Annotated in this window: 20 protein-coding genes and 1 tRNA gene; 17 read left to right on the forward strand and 4 right to left on the reverse strand. The window is 62.4% G+C overall.

Annotated features, from left to right (window positions below):
• Positions 1–29: 29 nt before the first annotated feature.
• The 4 genes from EKN06_RS03005 to pth all read left to right on the forward strand — a co-directional run bounded on the left by EKN06_RS03005 (position 30) and on the right by pth (position 3279).
• Positions 30–959, forward strand: a complete 930-nt coding sequence (locus EKN06_RS03005) for a TraB/GumN family protein (protein ID WP_127611371.1) — start codon at positions 30–32, stop codon at positions 957–959.
• 9 nt (positions 960–968) lie between these two features.
• Positions 969–1844, forward strand: coding sequence for a TraB/GumN family protein (locus tag EKN06_RS03010; RefSeq protein ID WP_127611372.1), 876 nt, complete (start codon positions 969–971; stop codon positions 1842–1844).
• A gap of 123 nt (positions 1845–1967) precedes the next feature.
• Positions 1968–2597, forward strand: coding sequence for a 50S ribosomal protein L25/general stress protein Ctc (locus EKN06_RS03015; RefSeq protein WP_127611373.1), 630 nt, complete (start codon positions 1968–1970; stop codon positions 2595–2597).
• A gap of 112 nt (positions 2598–2709) precedes the next feature.
• Positions 2710–3279 carry an aminoacyl-tRNA hydrolase gene (pth, locus tag EKN06_RS03020; protein WP_127611374.1) on the forward strand — a complete coding sequence of 190 codons (570 nt, stop codon included), beginning with the start codon at positions 2710–2712 and terminating at the stop codon, positions 3277–3279.
• A 20-nt stretch (positions 3280–3299) separates the two neighbouring features.
• Here pth and EKN06_RS03025 read toward each other — a convergent pair whose 3' ends face one another.
• The gene (locus EKN06_RS03025; protein ID WP_127611375.1) at positions 3300–4562 is read right to left on the reverse strand and encodes an NRAMP family divalent metal transporter; all 1263 of its coding nucleotides are present in this window, start codon (positions 4560–4562) and stop codon (positions 3300–3302) included.
• A 169-nt stretch (positions 4563–4731) separates the two neighbouring features.
• Between EKN06_RS03025 and ychF the strand changes: the two genes are divergently transcribed.
• The 3 genes from ychF to EKN06_RS03040 all read left to right on the forward strand — a co-directional run bounded on the left by ychF (position 4732) and on the right by EKN06_RS03040 (position 7264).
• Entirely contained in the window at positions 4732–5832 is a 1101-nt protein-coding gene (ychF, locus tag EKN06_RS03030; RefSeq protein WP_127611376.1) for a redox-regulated ATPase YchF, read from the forward strand.
• Positions 5833–5927: 95 nt separating this feature from the next.
• Positions 5928–6728: a DUF1206 domain-containing protein gene (locus EKN06_RS03035; RefSeq protein WP_127611377.1), complete on the forward strand. Its 801-nt coding sequence runs from the start codon at positions 5928–5930 to the stop codon at positions 6726–6728.
• A gap of 77 nt (positions 6729–6805) precedes the next feature.
• The gene (locus EKN06_RS03040; RefSeq protein WP_127611378.1) at positions 6806–7264 is read left to right on the forward strand and encodes a MaoC family dehydratase; all 459 of its coding nucleotides are present in this window, start codon (positions 6806–6808) and stop codon (positions 7262–7264) included.
• A gap of 6 nt (positions 7265–7270) precedes the next feature.
• Here the strand turns inward: EKN06_RS03040 and EKN06_RS03045 are convergent, their stop codons facing one another.
• Together EKN06_RS03045 and mutL are read right to left on the reverse strand one after the other, a co-directional pair.
• Complete coding sequence (locus EKN06_RS03045; protein WP_127611379.1) at positions 7271–7762, reverse strand: lipoprotein; 492 nt, start codon at positions 7760–7762, stop codon at positions 7271–7273.
• Between the two features lie 13 nt (positions 7763–7775).
• On the reverse strand, positions 7776–9623 hold the full coding sequence (gene mutL, locus EKN06_RS03050; RefSeq protein ID WP_127611380.1) for a DNA mismatch repair endonuclease MutL: 1848 nt from the start codon (positions 9621–9623) through the stop codon (positions 7776–7778).
• A 167-nt stretch (positions 9624–9790) separates the two neighbouring features.
• On the opposite strand from mutL, the gene EKN06_RS03055 reads away from it, so the two are divergent.
• The 8 genes from EKN06_RS03055 (at position 9791) to EKN06_RS03090 (ending at position 17715) form a co-directional block, all read left to right on the forward strand.
• Positions 9791–10837 carry a rod shape-determining protein gene (locus EKN06_RS03055; protein WP_127611381.1) on the forward strand — a complete coding sequence of 349 codons (1047 nt, stop codon included), beginning with the start codon at positions 9791–9793 and terminating at the stop codon, positions 10835–10837.
• A 33-nt stretch (positions 10838–10870) separates the two neighbouring features.
• Positions 10871–11764 carry a rod shape-determining protein MreC gene (mreC, locus tag EKN06_RS03060; protein ID WP_127611382.1) on the forward strand — a complete coding sequence of 298 codons (894 nt, stop codon included), beginning with the start codon at positions 10871–10873 and terminating at the stop codon, positions 11762–11764.
• A gap of 64 nt (positions 11765–11828) precedes the next feature.
• Positions 11829–12386 carry a rod shape-determining protein MreD gene (gene mreD / locus EKN06_RS03065; RefSeq protein ID WP_127611383.1) on the forward strand — a complete coding sequence of 186 codons (558 nt, stop codon included), beginning with the start codon at positions 11829–11831 and terminating at the stop codon, positions 12384–12386.
• The gene (gene mrdA / locus EKN06_RS03070) at positions 12386–14539 is read left to right on the forward strand and encodes a penicillin-binding protein 2 (protein WP_127611384.1); all 2154 of its coding nucleotides are present in this window, start codon (positions 12386–12388) and stop codon (positions 14537–14539) included. Before mreD ends, mrdA begins: the two co-directional genes overlap by 1 nt.
• Entirely contained in the window at positions 14536–15663 is a 1128-nt protein-coding gene (rodA, locus tag EKN06_RS03075) for a rod shape-determining protein RodA (protein ID WP_420810745.1), read from the forward strand. Before mrdA ends, rodA begins: the two co-directional genes overlap by 4 nt.
• Positions 15664–15764: 101 nt before the next feature.
• Positions 15765–15840, forward strand: a tRNA-Lys gene (locus EKN06_RS03080).
• Positions 15841–15940: 100 nt separating this feature from the next.
• Positions 15941–17263, forward strand: a complete 1323-nt coding sequence (locus EKN06_RS03085) for an Hsp70 family protein (RefSeq protein WP_127611385.1) — start codon at positions 15941–15943, stop codon at positions 17261–17263.
• A complete protein-coding gene (locus EKN06_RS03090) occupies positions 17260–17715 on the forward strand; it encodes a GreA/GreB family elongation factor (protein ID WP_127611386.1) in 456 nt (151 codons plus the stop codon). Before EKN06_RS03085 ends, EKN06_RS03090 begins: the two co-directional genes overlap by 4 nt.
• Here EKN06_RS03090 and EKN06_RS16065 read toward each other — a convergent pair.
• Entirely contained in the window at positions 17705–17833 is a 129-nt protein-coding gene (locus EKN06_RS16065) for a hypothetical protein (protein ID WP_276317264.1), read from the reverse strand. The two genes, EKN06_RS03090 and EKN06_RS16065, sit on opposite strands and share 11 nt — an antisense overlap.
• Positions 17834–18117: 284 nt before the next feature.
• Here EKN06_RS16065 and EKN06_RS03100 point away from each other — a divergent pair, with 284 nt between their 5' ends.
• Complete coding sequence (locus tag EKN06_RS03100; RefSeq protein WP_127611388.1) at positions 18118–19980, forward strand: cation:proton antiporter; 1863 nt, start codon at positions 18118–18120, stop codon at positions 19978–19980.
• On the forward strand, positions 19977–20663 hold the full coding sequence (locus tag EKN06_RS03105; protein ID WP_127611389.1) for an OmpA family protein: 687 nt from the start codon (positions 19977–19979) through the stop codon (positions 20661–20663). The genes EKN06_RS03100 and EKN06_RS03105 overlap by 4 nt, the downstream gene beginning before the upstream one ends.
• The last annotated feature ends 32 nt before the right edge of the window (positions 20664–20695 follow it).

Here is a 20695-nt window from a genome sequence, read left to right on the forward strand (position 1 = left end):
CGCTTCATATATTGCCGCTTCCGGGCCTGATGGCTCGACAGCAAAGGGTTGCCATGAAGTTCAAATCGATCGTCCGCCGCCTCGCCCTGTTGGCGGCGATGTTGGGCTTCGGCTCTCCGGCAATGGCGCAGGAAGTTGCGTTCGACCGGGCCGGCGCGGATCCGGCGCTGTGGGTGGTGTCCGACAACGATACCAAGATCTACCTGTTCGGGACGATGCACGCGCTGAAGCCCGACGTGGTCTGGTTCGACGATGCGGTCGCAACCGCCTTTGCGGAATCCGACGAACTCGTGCTCGAAATGCTGAACCCCGAAGATGCCGAAATCGCACCGGTGCTGCAAAAGGAAGCGACGTATGGTCCCGGCCAAGGGCTGTCGAAAACGCTGACTCCGGACCAGTACGGCCGGTTTGCCAAGGTTTCGACCGAACTTGGCATCCCTCCCCAAGCGCTTGAACAGATGAAGCCCTGGTTTGCCGGGATCACCCTGGCGACCGCACCTCTGACGAAGTTGGGATACCTCCCCGACAGCGGCGCCGAGCAAGTGCTTCAGGCGGCGGCGAGCGAACGCGGCATCCGGCAGGTCGGGCTTGAAACCTTTGCCCAGCAGATGGGCTTCTTTTCCAATTTGACTGAGGCCGAACAGGTCGCGTTTCTGATGTCCGGCGTCGATGACATGGCCGAGATGGAGCAGACGTTTGCGGACATGGAGCGGGCTTGGGCGACGGGCGACACCGACGCCGCGGCAAAGCTGCTGAACGATGGGATGGACGAAACACCCGTCGTCTATGATGTCCTTCTGGCCAAGCGTAATGCCACTTGGGCCGAATGGATCGATGCGAGGCTGAAACAGCCGGGCACGATATTCCTCGCCGTAGGGGCCGGGCACCTTTCGGGTGAAGACAGTGTGCAAGTCCGGCTCGCCGAAAGAGGTTTCAAGGCGACGCGCGTCGAGTACTGATCGCGCGTCATGTCTAATCACCTACTCAACCTGTGCCTTGCCCCGCTTTTCCTGATTGTGGCCGGGTGCGGCAGCAGCGCGGAACCTGCTCTGTGGCGGGTCGACCGTGCCGATGCGGCAAGCGGCGCCGAACCGGCGGGATGGTTGTTCGGGACGATCCACGCCTTGCCTGCCGGTACCGACTGGCACGGTGACACTCTCGATATGGCGCTGGCCGATGCGGATGTCCTGATGGTGGAAATCAGCGACCTTGATCGGGCAGAGGGTGAGCGGATCTTAACGAAGCTGGCGATCGACCCATCGTTGCCTCCGATCCGGGACAGGGTGTCGCCACTCTATCGGGACGAACTGGAGGACGTGATGGACGAGGCCGGCGCCGATCCTGCGAATTTCAATTACGTCGAAACGTGGGCGGCGGCATTGACGTTGGCTTCGATGTTGCAGCAACGCTCTCGCCTCGACCCTGATCATGGCGTCGACCAGTCGCTGATCGCCGATTGGCAGGGGCGCCCCGTAATCGGCCTGGAAACGACCGAGGAACAGTTTCGCATCTTTGACCAGTTGAGCGGCGACGAGCAGCAGGCCTTGCTGGAATCGCTCGTGGCCCAGGCCGAGGAAATGGCGCCCGAAGCGCTGTCGGACGCCTGGATCGCAGGGGACACTGACAAACTGGCGGGACTGATGGACATGGGGTTCGAAGCCAACTCGGATCTTCGCGCCGCCTTGCTGGGTCGGCGCAACCGGCGCTGGGTCGGGCCGATCGTGGGCCAGTTGCAGGACGGGAAGCAGCCGTTCGTCGCGGTCGGGGCCGGACACATGGGCGGCAATGACGGCCTGATCGCTCTGCTCGAAGCGCGTGGCTGGAAGGTCACCCGCGTCCAGTAATCGACGCAGCGCTTGCAATTCTGCGCGTTTGCGTCTAGCCGCCCGCCTTCGCTGCCCTGTCGGTCATCCCTGGAGGCGCTGGGCTGCGTAACTTGTATCAACTCAGTTTCGAAGGTCAGAACCATGAGCGATCAGCTTACCCTGACGGCCGAGGCGCGCGAGCGGGCAGGCAAGGGAGCCTCCCGTGCACTGCGTCGCGAAGGTCGTGTCCCCGCAGTCATCTACGGCGGCAAGGAAGAACCGCAGCCGATCCACGTCGCAGAACGTGCTCTCGTCAAGCTGCTGAACACCGGTCACTTCTCCAACTCGATCGTCATGATCGAAATGGGTGGCAAGCCGGTTCGCACCCTGCCGAAGGACGTTGCGTTCAATCCGGTTTCGGACCGCCCGCTGCACGTCGACTTCCTGCGCCTGTCGAAGGATTCCAAGGTCGAAGTTTCGGTCCCCGTCGTATTCGTGAACGAAGAAGACGCTCCCGGCCTCAAGCGGGGTGGCGTGCTCAACGTCGTCCGTCACGAGCTCGAGCTGATCTGCGATGCGGATTCGATCCCGAGCGAGATCGAGATCGACGTCACCGGCAAGGACATCGGCGATTCGATCCACATCAGCGAAGTGAACCTGCCCAAGGGCAGCGAAAGCGCGATCACCGATCGTGATTTCACCATCGCGACGCTGGTCGCTCCGTCCGCTCTGAAGAGGGCAGAAGGCGCTGCAGCTTCCGAAGAGGCAGAAGGTGAGGCCGAGTCCGAATAAGGACGCGCCTGACGCATCAATCGACACGCGGCTTTTGCCGCGACGAACAGAAACGCCGGTCCTTTGCAGGGCCGGCGTTTTCTTTTGCCACGACCCGCGCTAGGGGGCGGCCATGCAGCTTTGGGTAGGTCTTGGAAATCCCGGCGCGAAATATGCGCTCAACCGTCATAACGTCGGTTTCATGGCGGTGGACACCATTGCCGAAGTCCACGATTTCGGCCCGGTCCAAAAGAAATTCTCCGGCTGGCTGCAGGAAGGCCGCATCGGCGGCGAGCGTATCCTGCTGCTGAAGCCCGGCACATTCATGAACGAAAGTGGGGTCAGCGTCGCGGCGGCTCTCCGCTTCTACAAGCTCGAAATGGCGGACCTCACCGTATTTCACGACGAACTCGACCTTGCGCCTTTCAAGGTGAAGGTAAAACAGGGCGGCGGCACGGCGGGCCACAACGGGCTGCGCTCGATTGACAAGCATCTCGGCGCCGAATTTCGCCGCGTGCGCATCGGTATCGGCCATCCCGGTCACAAGGAACGCGTCACCGGCCATGTCTTGGGCAATTATGCCAAGGCCGAGATGGACGATCTGATTGCCATGCTGGGTGCGATGGCGGCCGAAGCGGGCTGGTTGGCCAAGGGCGACGACGTTCGCTTCATGAACGATGTGGCGCTGCGACTGGCCGCCTGATCGCTTTTCTGGCGCTGTGATCAAACAAGAAGAAACAACGCCACGACGGCTGCCATCACGGCTGTGGATGCCCAGCCGATAAGTTTCAGCCGTCGCGAAATCGTAAGCTCGCCCATGACACGCGGATTGGTTGCCATCAGCATAAGGACCGCCATCAAGGGCGGTGCCAGCATCCCGTTCACGACGGCGGCCCAATAAAGCGCGCGCATCGGATCGATGTCGACGAAATTGATCGCCGTCCCGCCCAGCGTGGCGATTGCGATGACCGAATAGAATGCCCTAGCCTCACCGGGCTTGCGATTGAGGCCCTCGACCCAACCGAACGTTTCGCTGACGGCATAAGCGCCCGAACCGGCGAGGATCGGCACCGCCAGAAGTCCCGTTCCGATCACTCCCATCGCGAACAGGGCGAAGGCTGCATCGCCTGCGATGGGGCGCAGCGCTTCCGCCGCTTGCGCCGCCGAACCGACCTCGGTCTGGCCCGATTGGTGCAGTGTCGCGGCCGTCGCGATGATGATGGCGAGCGCGACAAGGTGCGAAAATCCCATGCCGATCAGCGTGTCGGCGCGGATGCGACGCAGTTCCGGCCCGGCCTTGCGGGGGGAAACGTGCAGCGGCTTTACGTGACGGCGGTGCTGTTCCTCGATTTCCTGCCCCGCCTGCCAAAAGAAGAGATAAGGGCTGATCGTGGTGCCGAATACGGCAACCAAGGCCATGGACTGGTCGTGGTTGAACGTGAAGCTTGGCAAAAACGTGCCCTTGATGGCCAGCGACCAATCCACTTTCGCCACAAGCAGCACACCGACGTAGGCGAATAGCGACAGCGTCGCCCACTTCAATATGCCGGCATAACGATTGTAGCTGACCATCACCTCCAGCGCGATGCTGACTAGCGCAAAGCCGACGGTGTAGAATAGGACCGGTCCCGGCAACACCAACGCCATGACCGCCCCCATCGCCCCGAGATCGGCGCCAAGATTGATCATGTTGGCCGTCAGCAACAGCACCACCACCGTCCGCAACAACCAGCGCGGATAGTGATGGCGCAGATTTTGCGCCACGCCCCGCCCCGTCACGGCCCCGACCATCGCGCAGATCTGTTGAATTGCCGCCAGCAATGGAAACGCGAACGGCATGGTCCATGCCATCTGATAGCCAAATTGCGCGCCGACCTGGCTGTATGTGCCGATGCCGCTGGGATCGTCGTCGGCAGCGCCGGTGACGAGGCCCGGGCCAAGCACCGAAAGCCATGAACGCCCCTTGCCCCGCCGCTTGGATCCCATGTCGCCTCATCGTGCTCGCAATGCGCGCCACTGGCCACTAACGGCACGGGTTTTGCAGATCGCTTGTTCGGCATGAATAGCAAGCTTCGCCGCGTTCCCCAACTGACGGCTGGCTTTTCCCGGCCCGCCGATCTATCGGGCGGCCACACGTGCAAGTTCGGAGCATTCCATGGGTTTTCGTTGCGGTATTGTCGGCCTTCCCAATGTCGGCAAATCGACTCTGTTCAATGCGCTGACCGAGACGCAGGCGGCGCAGGCGGCGAACTATCCGTTTTGCACGATCGAGCCCAACGTCGGGCAGGTCGGCGTGCCCGATGCGCGTCTGGACACGATCGCCAGGATCGGCGGATCGGCCAAGATCGTTCCAACGCAATTGGCCTTCGTCGACATAGCGGGACTGGTAAAGGGCGCGTCCAAGGGCGAAGGCCTGGGCAACCAGTTCCTCGGCAACATCCGCGAAGTGGACGCGATCGTCCACGTCCTGCGCTGTTTCGAAGATGACGACATCCAGCATGTGGCGAACAAGGTCGACCCGCTGGCCGATGCGGAGGTCGTGGAAACCGAACTGTTGCTGTCCGACCTGGAAAGCCTGGAAAAGCGCGTTCCCGCCGCCGAAAAGCGCGCGAAGACGGGCGACAAGGAATCGAAGATCATCGCATCAGTGCTGGGCCAGTCGCTGCAATTGCTGCGCGACGGCAAGCCCGCGCGCCTGACCCAGCCGGCCGACGAAGAAGAAGCCCGGGTCTTTGCGCAAGCGCAGCTGCTGACAGCCAAGCCCGTGCTTTATGTCTGCAACGTCGCCGAAGAAGACGCCGCGACCGGCAATGACCTGACCGCTAGGGTTTTCGACAAGGCCAAGGCCGAAGGGGCGCAGGCCGTCGTCGTGTCGGCTGCCATCGAAAGCGAAATTGTCGCCATGGCCCCCGAAGATCGCGCCGAGTTCCTTGCCGAATTGGGGCTTGCGGAATCTGGCCTCGCCCGTGTCATCCGCGCTGGGTATGAGCTGCTGGGGCTCAAGACGTTCTTCACCGTCGGGCCCAAGGAAGCGCGCGCCTGGACTTTCCCCGCCGGGGCCAAGGCACCGCAGGCAGCAGGCGAAATCCATACCGATTTCGAACGCGGCTTCATCCGCGCCGAAACGATCGCCTATGACGATTACGTCACGCTGGGCGGCGAAAGCGCCGCGCGCGAAGCGGGCAAGCTGCGTCAGGAAGGCAAGGAATACCTGGTGCAGGACGGCGATATCATGATGTTCAAGTTCAACGTCTGAGCTTGTCGGCGCGATACCAAACTCGGGCCGCACCCGGTCGGGCACTTTTCGGCGTTCCGTCCGTTCCCTGACCAACACAAGGGGATATGCGGCACATGGTCGACAAGTCGGAAAAGTTCAATTGGGCGGTGCGCGTCGGTTACCTGTCACGCGCCATACTTTATTCGATGCTGGGTTTTATCGCGCTGACCAGCGCGAGCAAGATCGCCGAAGGCACTGACGGGATTTTCAAGGCGATTGAGGATTTCCCGGCGGGTAAGGTGATCCTTTGGATCATGGTCGTGGGTCTGCTGGCCTATGCATTGTTCCGCTTTGCCTCGACGTTCTTCGATATCGAAAACAATGGCTCGGATTCCAAAGGCATTGCCAAGCGCCTTGGCCACGGAGGCAGCGCCATCGGCCACGTCGCGATGGCTTGGTCTGCATTTCAGTTCGCCACCTTCGAAGCCGATCCGGAAAGCGGCGGAGCGCAGGATGCAGCGGCCGGCGTGCTGTCGATGTCGTTGGGCGGCGTAGTGCTAGGCCTGTTCGGCGTCATCTTTTTCGTCGCAGCGGTGTTTCAGGCGAAAAAGGGGATCTCCGGCGATTTCATGCATCGCATCAGCGGTCAGGCGCCCGATTTCACCCGTTGGCTGGGCGGCGCGGGATACGTCGCTAGAGCGATCGTTTTCGCCATCATCGGCTGGTCACTGTTCAAGGCAGGTTTCATGTCGGGTGGGTCGGAGCAGATCAAGACGCTTGGCGACGCGGTTGCTTCGCTGAGCGGCGAAGGCATTTGGTTTACCCTGCTCGCCATCGGTCTTCTGATGTTCGGCCTGTTCAGCCTGATCCTCGCGCAATACCGGATCATCCCCGACATGGACGCCGGCAAGCTGAAGCCCGCATTTCGAAGCTAAAGCTTCACAGGCTAAAGCTTGGACTCGGAATAGACATCAATGTTGCACTCACCCGCCTGTGTGAATAGGCGGGTGGAATGCCATATTTCGAAGAAATCGAACTCGGCGCATCCGAACCGTTTGGCCATTATGTGGTCACGCGCGACGAAGTGATCGAATTCGCCCGTCGCTACGATCCGCAGTTGTTCCACCTTGAGGACGAAGCCGCTGCGGCGGGTCCGTTCGGGAAACTGGCGGCCAGCGGCTGGATGACGGCGGCGCTTACCATGAAGATGCTGGTCGACCATCGCATCGGCAACGACGGCACCAGCCTTGGCGGCGCGGGGCTCAAGGATCTGAAATGGCACCGGCCGGTCTATCCGGGGGATGTGCTGAGCGTGCGTCAGACGATAGTCGACAAGCGGCGCAGCAAGTCGCGGCCCGAATTGGGGCTGATCACGCAATTCGTCGAAACGCTGGACGCCGATGGCTCGGTCGTGATGTCGATGACGACTACCGGGCTCTTTGCCGTCCGCGATCAGGCGGTAACCGACTGAGCGGCTCTAACTGCCGCAGCCGAGCGTCCCGGTTTTTTCATAGACGACGCGGTCCTTGCTATCGCGCACTGTCATGCTGCCGGGAAACTTGGTGGATTCGATGCCTTCCTGTTCGCCGCCCGTCTGATCGACCGACAGCGCGACCGTAAATTCCCCGCCGCCGTACTTTTCGTAACCCGGCATCGGCAATTTGGCGCTGCCCTTGTCGGGCGAAATATCCAGAATCTTGTCGTCCAGCTTTAAAAATCCGTGATCCTCCTGTGCGAGGAACACGATGGCCAGACCGCCATCGGGCGCAAAACCACAGCCGGCGCCGAACAGGTTATTCTTTTCGATATCGGTATAGCTGATCCGTTCGGGTGTCACCGCTTGCACCGCCGGCATGTCGTGCATCGCTTCGATCTCGGCCACATCGGCTGCGACTTTCGCGGGATCCGGCGCTTCCTCGCATCCGGCCAGCAGCGCCAGTGCGCCCAATCCCAGCAGTACCTTGTTCATGTGCGCGATCCTTTTACTTCCGTCCGAACAGTTTTTCGACGTCGCCCATCGACAGCTTCACCCATGTCGGACGACCATGATTGCATTGCCCCGAACGCGGCGTGCGCTCCATCTCGCGTAGCAGGGCGTTCATTTCGGCCACGCTCAGCCGCCGCCCTGCCCGCACCGAACCGTGACAGGCCATCGTCGCCAGCACTAGGTCGAGCCGTTCGCCCAGCAACAGCGCGTCGCCGTTCTGCGCGATATCGTCGGCGATGTCGCGCAACAGGCTGTGCGGATCGCCACCCTTCAGCGCGGCGGGCATCGCGCGCACGAGCATGGCGTCGGGACCGAAACGTTCGACCGCAAGACCGAATGTCGCCAGCTTGTCCGCCGCATCCTCGATCCGGTCGCAGTCCGCCTCGTCAAGTTCGACCACTTCGGGCAAAAGCAGCGGTTGGCTGCGCGTAATCCCCTCTTCCGCGCCCGCCGCCTTCAGACGTTCCAGCGTTAGGCGTTCGTGCGCCGCATGTTGGTCGACGATGACCAGTCCGTCTGCGGCTTCTGCCACGATGTAGGTTTCGGCGATCTGGCCCCGCGCCGCGCCCATTGGATAAGTCGCCGCATCGCCGGGCGCGTCGCCTGTTTCCTCGGCGCGGGCGTGAGGTTCGAAACCGGTGTCGGCCAGGATCGCGCGTTCAGTCTCGCGCCAGATCGGCGGGTTGGTAGGCTGGTGCGCCGGATGCCACGGCTGTCCCCCGAATGCTTGTGCCGCGAAGTCGTGCCGGTTGTCGCGCGCCAAGGCGGTTGCGAATGTCGGCTGGGCGCCTTCGCGCTGCCAAGCCCCCATCGCGGCCGGGTCGGGTGACTGCGCACTGCGGCGGTCGCCGCTGGACAGTGCCTCTCGCAGGCCGGAAACGATGATCCCGCGCACCAGGGCGGGATCGCGGAACCGAACCTCGGTCTTGGCGGGATGGACGTTCACGTCGACTTCGGATGGCGGCACATCGAGAAACAGCGCCAGCACCGCATGGCGATCCCGCGCCAGCATGTCCGAATAGGCCCCGCGCACCGCACCGATGAGCAGACGATCTTTCACCGGACGCCCGTTCACGAACAGGTATTGGTGATCGGCAACCCCGCGGTTGTAGGTGGGCAGGCCCGCAATGCCGGTCATCCGTACCGGCGCATCGGAAGGACCGCGCATGACGTCGACTGCCACGGAATTGCCGGCCAGTTCGCGCGCGATCAGCCGGCTGACCCGCGTTGCCAGATCTTCGCCCGGCTGAACCTGAAATATGCGGCGGCCGTCATTTGTCAGCGAAAATCCGACATCGGGCCGCGCCATGGCCAGACGACGGACGATATCGTGGCAGGCAGTGGATTCGCTGCGTGGCGATCGCAGGAACTTGCGTCGGGCCGGCACGTTCGCAAAAACATGTTCGACCCTGATACGCGTTCCGGGCGGCAATGCGGCCGGCCCCTCCTCGACAAGTCGGCCGTGATCGACGACGCGACGCCACCCTTCGTCCCGATCCCGTGGGCGGCTTTCGATCGTGAGCCGCGCGACGCTGGCGATGGAGGGCAAGGCCTCTCCCCTGAAGCCGAGCGTCGTGACTTGCTCTATCGCCTCGTCGGGGAGCTTCGACGTCGCATGACGCTCCAGCGCCAGGGCAATCTCGTCCGCCGTCATTCCGCAACCGTCGTCGGTAACTTCGATCCCGTCGAGCCCACCGAGCCGGAGCGCGACGTCGATGCGGGAAGCGCCTGCGTCGATCGCGTTTTCGACCAGCTCCTTCAACGCCGCGGCCGGACGTTCCACGACTTCACCGGCAGCGATGCGGTTGACGAGATTGTCGGGAAGTCGGCGAATTTGGGGCATTAACCCTGCTCTAGCGACGAACCCCGGTTTTTTCGAGGCAGACGGTGTGGAAAAGGCTGCGGTTCCACACGAAAAATTTTCCAACCGTCTACTCTTTTGCGCTAGTCAGGCCGCAACCAACTCTCCAAGTGCGCGCCAAGCGCCAATTCCAGGGATCGTCTCACCCCATGTCCTCCTTCTTTTCCCGCCTTTTCCAGTTCGGCTCGCAGAACATGGCCATCGATCTCGGTACCGCGAACACGCTCGTCTATGTCGAAGGGCGCGGCATCGTGCTGAATGAACCTTCGGTGGTCGCGATCGAAACCTTGAACGGCATCAAGAAGGTAAAGGCCGTCGGCGACGACGCCAAGATGATGATGGGCAAAACGCCCGACAGCATCGAGGCGATCCGCCCGCTTCGCGACGGCGTCATCGCCGACATCGAAGTGGCCGAAGAAATGATCAAATATTTCATCAAGAAAGTGCACGGCAAGAAAAGCCTGCTGCGCTACCCCGAAATCGTGATCTGTGTACCGTCGGGCTCGACCTCGGTCGAACGCCGCGCGATCCGTGATGCGGCCAGCAATGCGGGCGCAAGCCAGGTCTACCTGATTCTCGAACCCATGGCCGCCGCCATCGGTGCCGGCATGCCGGTGACCGAGCCGGTCGGTTCGATGGTCGTCGACATCGGCGGCGGCACGACCGAAGTGGCGGTACTGTCCCTTCGCGGCCTTGCCTATACCACCAGCGTGCGCGTCGGCGGCGACAAGATGGACGAGGCGATCGTTTCGTATGTCCGTCGCCACCACAACCTGCTGATCGGCGAAGCGACGGCCGAACGGATCAAGAAGAACTACGCCGTCGCCACCGTCCCCGAAGACGGCGAAGGCGAAACAATCCACATCCGCGGTCGTGACCTCGTCAACGGCGTGCCCAAGGAAATCACCATCACCCAGGCGAACATCGCCGAGGCGCTGGCCGAACCCATCGGCGCGATTGTCGAAGCGGTCCGCATCGCACTTGAAAACACTGCGCCCGAACTGGCCGCCGACATTGTCGACCAGGGCATTGTCCTTACCGGCGGCGGCGCGCTGATAAAGGGGTTGGACGAGTACTTGCGCGAGGAAACCGGCCTGCCCGTCACCGTGGCGGAAGACCCGCTTTCCTGCGTCGCGCTGGGCACTGGCCGCGCCTTGGAAGAACCCGTCTATCGCGGCGTGCTGATGACCGCATAAGGCGTTCGAACTGATCTGAAAGGGGGCTAGGCGATGGCGCCGCCGCAAGACCGGCCGGGGCTTTCACGGACGGGTTTCTCGAAAAAGGCGCAGTTCGGGCTGTTCACGAGCTATGTCACCGCCATTGCCGGTGCGGCGATCGGTCTGGTCCTGCTCATCGTGTCGCTGATCCACCCGGCCAGCTTCGCTTTTGCCCGCAGCGCGGCGGCCGATGTGGCGGCGCCCGCGGGGCACGTTTCCGCAACCTCGCGTTCCGCCGGGAAATCGGTCATCGATGTGGTGGCAGGCTACATCGCTGCCGGCAGCAAGAACGCGCGGCTGCGCGAGGAACTGGCCGTCGCCCGCTCCAAGCTTGCCGAGGCGGAAGCTATCAAGTCCGAAAACCGGCGGCTGAAGGCATTGCTGGGCGTACGCGAAACCGACGGCATGCCGGTCACCGCCGCGCGGCTGATCGGATCGTCGTCGAGCAGCACGCGCCGCTTCGCGCTTCTTGGCGCAGGTGCAACCGACGGAGTGCGTGTCGGCCAACCGATACGGTCGGCCACGGGGCTGGTCGGTCGCGTGCTCGAAGTCGGCAACCGCACGGCGCGAGTCCTGCTCATCACCGATGGCGAAAGCGTCGTGCCGGTGCGCCGGGTCAAGGGCGACATAGCCGGCTTCGCGCAAGGACAGGCTGACGGGACGCTCATCATCCGGCTGATTGATCTTGGCATCAATCCGCTGCGCAAGGGTGACGTTCTGGTAACCTCGGGATCGGGCGGGCTCTATCGCCCCAACGTGCCGGTCGCCATAGTGGCAAACATCACCCGCGACGGTGCGGTGGCACGGATCGTGTCCGATCCGGCAGCCAGCGAATTCGTCGTCGTCGAACCGATCTGGCAACCGATCACCGAACTACGATCGGGCGAACAGCCGGCTCCGGAATGATGATCGAGCGTGTCGCCCACTTTCAAATGCCCTCCAGTGAAGACCACGCGATGAAAGTTGCCCCATGGCGTTGAGCGGCGACCGCCTCCCCGGCTCCGACCTGTTTACGCGGCGGATCAATCGCGCGCCGTCCACGGTGTTGGCGACTATCGTGCCGTGGATCACGATCGTGCTGGCATCGTTGATGCCGCTGTCGCCGGTAATTGCCTCGGCGCCGGTGATGCCGCCGTTGTCGTTCATGTTGCTCGTCGGATGGCGGCTGTTGCGTCCGGGGCTGCTGCCGCTTTGGGCGGGCGCGCCCTTGGGGCTGATCGACGACCTCTATTCGGGGCAGCCTTTTGGCAGCGCGGTGTTTCTGTGGTCGCTGGCGATGATCGGTCTCGAACAGATCGACGGCTGGTTGCGCTGGCGCGGGTTCTGGCAGGACTGGCTGGTCGCCAGCGTGGTGATCGCCGTTTATCTGTTCCTTGCCCACGTCTTCGCCTCGTTCGCCGGCGGCGTGTTCGATCCGCTGGTGCTAGTGCCGCAATTGTTGCTGGCGTTCATCGCCTTTCCGCTACTGACCCGCGTGATCGCCATTCTCGATCTGCTGCGGCTCGCGCGGGTCCGGAAGCTGGACTGATGCTGTTCAAGCGAAACTCCAAGGGCGCGCGTTTCGAGCAGCGCGTCAGCAGTGGCGAGCTGCGTAATCGGTTCGACCGGCGCAGTTTCGTGCTGGGCAGTATTCAGGGCGGCGTCGGCGTGTTGCTGGCGGTGCGGTTGGCCTATCTCGCAGTGGCGGAGAACGAGAAGTACAATCTCGCATCCGAATCCAATCGCGTCGACTTGACGCTTATCCCGCCGCGCCGGGGCTGGATACTCGATCGCAACAATATCCCGATGGCGTCGAACCGCGCCGATTTCCGCGTCGATCTCGTGCCCGAACGGGTGATCGACAAAGAGCGGACGCTGGCGACATTGGGAGAGATACTGCAGTTGACGCCCGCCGCCGTCACCGACCTTCGCGACAAGCTTGAAGGGACGCGCGGTTTCCGGCCGGTAGAGGTGGCCACAGGGGTTAACTGGGAGCAGTTCGCGGCGCTGTCGGTGCGTCTCCCTGATCTGCCAGGCGTCGTGCCGCAACGCGGTTTTACCCGCTATTACCCCACTGGCCCGTCGGTCGGTCACTTGCTGGGCTATGTTGGCGCAGTCTCTGCCGAAGAATACGAGATCGAGAAGAACCCCCTGCTCATCACGCCGGGCTTCAAGATCGGCAAAGACGGGGTCGAAAAATACTTCGAACAGACGTTACGGGGCCAACCGGGCGCGCGCCGGGCCGAAGTCACCGCGAGCGGCAAGATCGTACGCGACCTTGAAATGCGCGAAGACGTGCAGGGCGATCCGGTCAAGCTGACGATCAACGCCAAACTGCAGGATTACGCCGCCCGCCGGATTGGCCTTGAGTCCGGATCAGTCGTGGTGATGGATCTCGAAAGCGGCGACCTCTTGGCCATGGCGTCGATGCCCAGTTTCGATCCCAACAGCTTTTCAGACGGCATCGGTCGCGTCGAATGGAAGATGCTGTCCGAAGACGACCACGTCCCCTTGCGCAACAAGGTGCTGTCGGGGCTCTATCCGCCCGGTTCGACGGTAAAGCCGTTCGTGTCGCTCGCCTTGCTGAAGGCCGGGATCGATCCCGAGGAATCGGTTTTTTGCGGCGGCGGACTGCGCGTCGGCAATCGCGTCTTCGGTTGCTGGAACCGGCGCGGGCACGGCACCGTCAACATGGCGAAGGGCATTTATCAGTCCTGCGACGTCTATTTCTATGCGATGGCGCAGCGCGTCGGCATGCAGCCCATCGCCGACATGGCCCGGCATCTGGGCCTCGGTTTCAAATACCCCCTGCCCGTCGCCAGCCAGTCGTACGGCACCGTGCCCGATCCCGCATGGAAGCTGAAGAAATACGACAGCGAGTGGCAGACTTACGACACCGTCAACGCTACGATCGGCCAGGGTTATTTTCTCGTCAATCCCTTGCAACAGGCGGTCATGGCCTCGCGCATCGCCAGCGGGCGGCGGCTTCAGCCGCGCCTTTTGATGACGGCAAAACCTCGCCCCGCTCCGCATCTCGATCTTCCCGAAGAGCATCTCCAGATCGTTCGTCACGCCATGTGGGAAGTGGTAAACGGCGCGGGCACCGCGGGCCGTGCGAAACTGCCGTTGGATGGCATCGAACTGTCGGGCAAGACCGGGACAGCACAGGTCGTCAGTCTCGCTTATGGCAAGGGCGGCAAGGGCGTTCCTTGGAAATACCGCGACCACGGCCACTTCATCTGCTTTGCCCCCTATGACAAGCCGAAGTACGCCTGTGCCGTCGCGATCGAGCACGGGGCCGGTTCGTCGTCGGCCTATCCAGTGGCGCGCGACGTCATGACGTATCTGTTCGACCCGCAAAAGGCGATGGAAGTGCTGCACACTTACGAAACCGAATGGGGCGGCACGGCACAGGAACGGCTGGCGCGCAAATACCAGTCCTACGAAAACGTCTATGGGGGCGGTGCGCCCAAACCCGACAGCGGCGCGATCGAAGAAGCGGTGAGCCAATCCGGCATCGCGACCGCGCCGCGCCCGGTCAACGTGGCCGACGCGCCTCGCCCGGCCGAAGGCGATGCGGCCGCCGCGGCACCTCCGCCCGCGCCTCAGGCTTCGGCCAGTCCGGCAACGTCACCTGCGGTCACGCCTTCACCCGTCGCTTCGCCCAACCCCGGCGTTAATCGAGCGGGGCCGCGCCGATGATCGCGATGAACGCCCTCCCCTCCGCGCTCGGCCGTCAGCCGTGGGGCATTATCGTGCCGCTGACAGCTTTGGTGTGCTTTGGGTCAGCCGTGCTCTATTCGGCTGCGGGCGGGCACTGGATGCCGTGGTCGGCGATGCACCTCGTGCGCTTTGTGGTGTTCCTGATCATGGCGATGGTGATCGCGCGGTTCAGCCGCGACTTCATCCGCATGATGGCCTTGCCGATATATGTCGTCCTGCTCCTGCTGCTGATGGCGGTGGAAGCGTTGGGTTTTGTCGGCGGGGGCAGCCAGCGGTGGCTGAACCTGGGTTTCATCATGCTTCAACCATCGGAATTGATGAAACCGGGCATCGTCATCATTCTTGCCCGATTTTACGATATGTTGCCGCCCGGCGCGACCCGTGAAGTCCGCTCCCTGATGGTCCCTGCCGTCGTGATCGGGCTGCCTGCCGGATTGGTGATGTTGCAGCCGGATCTCGGCACCAGCCTCGCCATCATGTTCGGTGCCGTAGTGGTCATGTTCCTTGCAGGACTTCCGATGAGATGGTTCATCGGCGCGGGCATCGCCGCTGCCATCGCGATACCAATCCTGTTTTTCGTGGCGCTCCATGATTATCAACGACAGCGCGTCTTCACGTTCCTCGATCCGGAAAGCGACCCGCTCGGCACCGGCTATCACATCACCCAGTCCAAGATCGCAATCGGATCAGGCGGCATTTTCGGCAAGGGGTTCGGCAACGGCTCGCAAAGCCACCTCAACTATTTGCCCGAACCGCATACGGATTTCGTCTTTGCCACGATGGCCGAAGAATGGGGCATGCTGGGCGGGCTGTTCGTGCTGTTCGTGTTTGGTCTGCTGCTGCGCTATGGCCTGCGCGTCGCCCGCGATGCGCCGGGGCGGTTTTCACGGCTGCTGGCGGCGGGGCTGACGGCAACGATCTTCTTCTACGCCGCGGTGAACCTTATGATGGTCATGGGCCTCGCGCCGGTCGTCGGCATCCCCCTTCCTTTCATGAGCCACGGCGGCTCTTCGATGATGACGATCATGATCTGCGTCGGGCTGATCATGGCGGTGGACCGTTGGGGCAAGCGCGATATGCGCGGGGGTTTCGAAGATAGCTGAAAAACCTGCTTGCATCATGCGCCGCAGTCTCTATCTGGGGCGCTCCACGGCGAATCAACCCCTCGGGGCCCCGCCGTATCGCGGCCTGAAAGCGGCGAAGTGGACGCATAGCTCAGTTGGTAGAGCAGCTGACTCTTAATCAGCGGGTCCTTGGTTCGAGCCCAAGTGCGTCCACCATTTTTTCCAAGGTTTACAATTCAGACCGATGATGGCGTTGCGTGGTGACGTGCCCCGGCCATAGCCGGCGCAGTTTGCCGTTGACGAGTTCCAAGCCCGCATGCCCCAAGATATTGAACCTCCGCACGCTGTCGGGATCGACTTCGGCACGACCAATTCGGTCATCGCCTGCATGACCGGCGATGGCGAGGCGCAGCTTGTCAACTTTGCAGCGCCCGACGGTACCGGTTCGGTTTTCCGTTCTGCGCTTTGTTTTTGGCAGGACGATGCCTTGCGTGGCGGCTTGGGGCACGAGGCGGGGCCGTGGGCCATTTCGGAATTCCTCGATTTCCCCGAAGGCAGCCGGTTCCTCCAATCGTTCAAATCGCTGGCAGGCAGCAGCCTGTTCGATCAGGCGAACCTGTTCGGCAAAAAACTGAAATTCGAAGATCTCGGGCAGGTCTTCCTGCGCCACCTGCTGACACATGGCGGGGATGCCCTTCGCGAATTGCCCGACCGCATCCTGGTCGGCCGACCCGTGCGCTATGTCGGGGCAAGACCTGACCCGGCCCTCGCCCGGGTTCGCTACGATGCGATGTTCGCGCTGCTCGGCCGACCGGTGAAATATGTCCACGAACCATTGGGCGCGGCCTACAGCTTCGCTTCGCGCCTGACCGATCCCGCCACCGTGCTCGTTGCCGACTTCGGTGGCGGGACAAGCGATTTTTCGGTTGTTCGGCTTGAAGCGTGGGGATCGCAAAGGCGTGGCGTTCCGCTGGGATCGGCAGGCATCGGCATTGCCGGCGACAGGTTCGATTACCGGATTATGGATCGGCTCGTCCTGCCGCTTTTGGGCAAGGGCGGTACTTACCGTTCGTTCGGCAAGCTGGTGGACATTCCCGCCGGTCACTTCACCGATTTCAGCGACTGGTCGCGCCTGTCGCTGATGCGCAACCGGCGTACGCTCGACGAACTGGCGAAGCTTGAACGCAATGCCACCGACGCCGCCGCCATCCAGCGGCTGATTGCGGTGGTGGACAATGAATTGGGCTATTCGCTTTACGAAACGGTGGGGCAGTTGAAGCGGACGCTTTCGACCCAGACCCATGCACCGTTCCGGTTCGAAGGTCCCGGTATGGTGATCGAGGCAGAAGTTGCCCGCAGCGATTTCGAAAGCTGGATTGCGCCCGACATGGCGCGGATTGCGGACACGGTGGACGAAGCACTGGGCAGTGCCGGGCTCGGCCCCGAGCGGATAGACCATGTGTTCCTGACCGGCGGATCGTCGCAGATCCCTATGGTGCGCGCGATGTTCGAACGGCGGTTCGGCGACAGCCGGATCGCAAGTGGCAACGAACTGACCTCCATCGCCCACGGCCTTGCGCTGATGGCACAGGATCCCGATCTGGACCAATGGATCATCCATGAAGAGGAACCGGCATGAGCGTCGCATTCCGCCGCGAAAGCGACGAGGAACATCTCGAGCCCAAATTTGCCCGGCCCATCCCGCCCGGCCCCAACCTGGTGACCGCACGCGGCCTCGCGTTGATTGAGAGCAAGGTCGTCGAATTCGAACTCCTGTTGCCCAACCTGTCGGACGAGGGCGAGCTCACCGCGGCCAAGCGCGACCTCAAATATTGGCGAACGCGGCACGCGACCGCCCAAATCGTCGAGCCGGGAGATGGCACGAGCGTCGCGTTCGGCTCCACCGTCGGGTTCAGGATGAACGGACAGGACCGTTCCATCACGATCGTCGGAGATGATGAGGCGGAGCCTGCTGCGGGGCTGCTGTCTTTTTCGGCACCGCTGAGCCGCGCGATGATTGATGCCGAAGTCGGTGACATGATCGATTTTGCGAACAAGGCCGAGGCCATCGAGATCCTGTCTATCCGGTGACTACGCTGGCCATGCGGGGTACGCGCTTGCCCTTCCGGCGGCTGGTCAGGTGGAACTGGAGGCACCTGTCGCAGCGATAGGGCCGCAGCGGCAGACCCGATGCGAAGACGATCGCCAAGGCGTCCGCTTCTGTCCGGTACGATACCTTTTTCCGACAGATGCTCAGCCTCGTGCGCAAGATTTCCGTCCTCTAATAATTTATTTCCGACCTTTCCCCTGCCCCGCCGGTCGCATTTGCCGGGTCGGCAGCGACATCCCCCGTCGCCCGCAATTCCGGCGTTTCCTGCAACATGGCGATGTCGGCAAAACGACGAACAACGCACTGTCCTCAAACCCTTTGTCAGGGTCAAGAGCCATCCCGTCGCGTTGCCCCACAGGGCATAACGTGGCAGCAAAGCGGTAATGGAAGAACAGGCAATCGTAATCGCGCTGGTCGGCGTACTGGGTATTGGCGCGCAATGGGTCGCTTGGCGGACGGGCTGGCCGGCAATCGTATTGATGCTGAGCGCCGGTTTCATCGCCGGGCCACTGCTCGGCCTTCTCGATCCGCATCACGCTTTTGGCGACCTTTTGGAGCCGGCGATTTCGATCGGCGTTGCAATCATCCTGTTCGAAGGCGGGCTCAGCCTCGATTTCCGGGAATTGCGCAAGACCGGCAGCGCGGTCTGGCGGCTCGTCGTGTTCGGTGTGCCGATCGCTTGGCTGCTGGGCTCGCTCGCGTGTTATTACGTCGCCGGGCTGGTCTGGCCGGTCGCCATCCTGTTCGCGGGCATATTGGTCGTGACCGGCCCGACCGTTGTTCTGCCCATGCTCCGCCAATCCAGCGTCGCCCAGCGGCCGTCGGCGATCCTGAAATGGGAAGCGATCGTCAATGACCCGTTCGGAGCCATGTGCGCCGTGCTCGCCTACGAATACTTTCGCGCGTCGGCCAGCGGCGCGACCTTGCTCGACGTCGTTCCGATGCTGGTTTTCGCGACTGCCGCCGCCGCTGCGTTGGGCTATGCCGCGGCATGGCTGATCGCGTGGTCATTTCCGCGCGGGTTGGTCCCCGAATTCCTCAAAGCGCCGGTTCTGTTGGTTGTGGTAATCTCGCTGTTTGTCGGCACCAATTTTATCCAACAGGAAACCGGCCTCGTTGCGGTGACAATGATGGGCATCGCCCTTGCCAACATGAAGGTAGATTCGCTGCGGGATATCCATCCATTCAAGCAGAACATCGCGGTCATCCTCGTGTCCGGCATTTTCATCCTGCTGGCAGCATCGCTCGATTTCGACACGCTGCGCGAGCTTGAATGGCAGTTCGCGCTGTTCCTGCTGGCAATCCTGTTCCTTGTTCGCCCAGCGACGGTCCTGCTCAGCCTCGCGTTTAGCTCCATCCCCTGGAACGAGCGGATTTTCCTGGCCTGGATCGCGCCGCGCGGCATTGTCGCGGTGGCAATATCGGGTCTCTTTGCGCTGCGCCTGTCGGATCTGGGATATGGCGACGGCACGATCCTGATCAGCCTTTCGTTCGCAGTATGCGTCACCACGATCGTCGCCCATGGATTTACCGTCCTTCCTGTCGCCCGCTGGCTGAACGTGACGGGTTCGACGACGCCTGGCATCTTGCTTGTCGGAGCGACGCCGTGGTCGATTTCCCTTGCCCGCGAACTGACGCAGATGGATGTTCCGGTGACGATCGCCGATACCAGCTGGTGGCGCCTGTCGCGTGCGCGGCAGCAGGGGCTGGCCACCTATCACGGCGAAATCCTGGCAGAAGCGACCGAACACTCGCTCGATCTCTCGCAATTTCAGGTGCTTGTCGCCGCGACCGAGAACGAGGCCTATAATGCGCTCGTCTGTAACGAGTTCGCTCCTGAAATCGGGCGGGATTCGGTTTACCAGCTTGGCGAGGCGGGTAATCCTGACGATCCGCGTTCGCTCCCCCCATCGATCCGCGGCCGCGCCCTTTTCCAGTCGGGAGTCGACATGAATGAGATGCATCGCCGACAGGTCGCCGGGTGGGAATTTCGCAAGACGCGGCTATCCGATCAGTTCGACTTCGATGCTGCCCGCGCCGCGTTGCCAACCGAAGCGGACTTCCTTCTGCTAATCCGCAAGGATGGGAAGCTGCGCTTTTTCACGCACGCATCGCGCCCATCTCCGTCGGCCGGCGATACGGTCATTTCGTATTCGCCGCCAGAAAAGCCGGATCTCGAACGAGTTCAGGCCCGACGCGAGAAAAAGTCGCGCGGCCAATCCAAGGTGGAGGCGAAACCGGCATGAGCGAAGTCTCGCACAAGAGGGAAGTACCGTTGCGTATCATCGCCCTTATTTCCGTTGCGGCCATAACTTTGGCGGCCTGCGACCGAACAGCTGACCCTGACGACGCGCCGGCCTCGACTGCCATATCGCACACAGGTCCGACCGCCACGCCCATCTCAATCCTGCGCGAAAACGCCGAACCCGTCGTCGATGACGGCATCCCAACCGAGCCTCTGGAGATAAGCGTGCCCTTCGCTCAAGGCGGCACCAGCTTGTCAGCTGGGGCGGAAAAAGCGATTGCCGAAATCGTCGCATCCAGCCAATTCAAGCTGGGCGGCGACATCTTGCTTCGGGGCCATACCGATGCCGTGGGCGACGACCAGGCCAATCTTCGCGTTTCCCGCAGCAGGGCTGAGGCTGTTGCCAAGGCACTGGAAGAGGCTGGCGCAACCGCTGATAATATAACGATTATCCCGATTGGAGAGATGCGCCCTGTCGCACCCAACGCCAAGCTCGACGGGACTCCGGACGAAGAAGGGCGCGCTAGGAACCGGAGGGTTGAGGTAACGGTCATGCCTCCGACCAGTGGAGAGGATGACACAGCCCAGGCTGGCGACGACCGAGCGAAACAGGGCAACGGCAACGTTGGCCTCGACGCAACGAAGGCTGGCGCAACAAAAGCTGGCACGACGAAGCCGGACTGAGTGTCGAATTCTCACCGTCCCGTTAACCACCG

Origin of the sequence: Croceicoccus ponticola (assembly GCF_004004515.1) — a bacterium.
Taxonomy (GTDB): Bacteria; Pseudomonadota; Alphaproteobacteria; order Sphingomonadales; family Sphingomonadaceae; genus Croceicoccus; species Croceicoccus ponticola.